This window comes from Pseudomonas sp. NY15354 (genome assembly GCF_048068075.1).
Classification (GTDB): domain Bacteria; phylum Pseudomonadota; class Gammaproteobacteria; order Pseudomonadales; family Pseudomonadaceae; genus Aquipseudomonas; species Aquipseudomonas guariconensis_C.
The window spans coordinates 1-1,938 of the sequence record NZ_JBLUPV010000063.1; the positions used below are offsets into that span (position 1 = coordinate 1).

The following is a 1,938-nucleotide window of genomic DNA, read 5'->3' on the forward strand; positions in this document are numbered from 1 at the left end:
GCGGCCACTACCCTGACCGACGAGGCCACCTACAAGGCCATGTACCAGCAGTCGGTGATCAACCCGGACGGCTTCTGGCGCGAGCAGGCCCAGCGCCTGGACTGGATCAAGCCCTTCACCAAGGTCAAGCAGACCTCCTTCGACGACCACCATGTCGACATCAAGTGGTTCGCTGACGGCACTCTGAACGTTTCCTACAACTGCCTCGACCGCCATCTGGCCGAGCGCGGTGATCAGGTCGCCATCATCTGGGAAGGCGACGACCCGGCCGACAGCCGCAACATCACCTACCGCGAACTGCACGAGCAAGTCTGCAAGTTCGCCAACGCCCTGCGTGGCCAGGACGTGCACCGCGGCGACGTGGTGACCATCTACATGCCGATGATCCCTGAAGCCGTGGTGGCCATGCTGGCCTGTGCGCGCATCGGTGCGATCCATTCGGTGGTGTTCGGTGGCTTCTCGCCCGAGGCGCTGGCCGGGCGCATCATCGACTGCCGTTCGAAGATCGTCATCACCGCCGACGAAGGCGTGCGCGGTGGCCGTCGTACCCCGCTCAAGGCCAATGTCGACCTGGCCCTGACCAACCCTGAAACCAGCAGCGTGCAGAAGATCATCGTGTGCAAGCGCACCGGTGGCGACATTGCCTGGCACCAGCACCGCGACATCTGGTACGAGGACCTGATGAAGGTGGCCTCCAGCCACTGCGCGCCGAAGGAGATGGGCGCCGAGGAGCCGCTGTTCATCCTTTATACCTCCGGCTCCACCGGCAAGCCCAAGGGTGTGCTGCACACTACCGGCGGTTACCTGGTGTACGCCGCGCTGACCCACGAGCGGGTGTTCGACTACCGCCCCGGCGAGGTCTACTGGTGCACCGCCGACGTGGGCTGGGTCACCGGCCACAGCTACATCGTCTACGGCCCGCTGGCCAACGGCGCGACCACGCTGCTGTTCGAAGGCGTGCCGAACTACCCGGACATCACCCGCGTGTCGAAGATCGTCGACAAGCACCAGGTCAACATTCTCTACACCGCACCGACCGCCATCCGCGCCATGATGGCCGAAGGGCAGGCCGCGGTGGCCGGTGCCGATGGCTCGAGCCTGCGCCTGCTGGGCTCGGTGGGTGAGCCGATCAACCCCGAGGCCTGGAACTGGTACTACCAGACCGTGGGCAAGGAGCGCTGCCCGATCGTCGACACCTGGTGGCAGACCGAGACCGGCGGCATCCTGATCAGCCCGCTGCCGGGCGCCACGGGCCTGAAGCCTGGCTCGGCGACCCGTCCGTTCTTCGGCGTGGTGCCGGCGCTGGTGGACAACCTGGGCAACCTGATCGAGGGCGCGGCCGAGGGCAACCTGGTGATCCTCGACTCCTGGCCGGGCCAGTCGCGTTCGCTGTACGGCGACCACGACCGCTTCGTGGACACCTACTTCAAGACCTTCCGCGGCATGTACTTCACCGGTGATGGCGCGCGCCGCGACGAGGATGGCTACTACTGGATCACCGGGCGTGTCGATGATGTGCTCAACGTCTCCGGCCACCGCATGGGCACCGCCGAGATCGAAAGCGCCATGGTGGCGCACGCCAAGGTCGCCGAGGCGGCGGTGGTGGGCGTGCCGCACGACATCAAGGGGCAGGGCATCTACGTGTACGTGACCCTCAATGCTGGCGAGCAGCCGAGCGAGGCGCTGCGCCTGGAGCTGAAGAACTGGGTGCGCAAGGAGATCGGCCCGATCGCCTCGCCGGACGTGATCCAGTGGGCGCCGGGGCTGCCCAAGACCCGCTCGGGCAAGATCATGCGACGCATCCTGCGCAAGATCGCCACGGGTGAATACGATGCGTTGGGGGATATCTCGACGCTGGCCGATCCTGGGGTGGTGCAGCATCTGATCGATACCCACAAGGCGATGGCGTTGGCGTCGGCTTGAGATCGGGCGGGGCCG

General features: G+C 66.1%; 1 protein-coding gene. It reads left to right on the top strand.

Features of this window, described 5'->3' with window-relative positions; translation table 11 throughout:
- Positions 1 to 1,923, top strand: a 1,923-nt coding sequence (acs, locus tag ACNFCH_RS25785; RefSeq protein WP_416744488.1) for an acetate--CoA ligase, incomplete at its 5' end; no start/stop codon positions are given.
- Between the last annotated feature and the right edge of the window lie 15 nt (positions 1,924 to 1,938).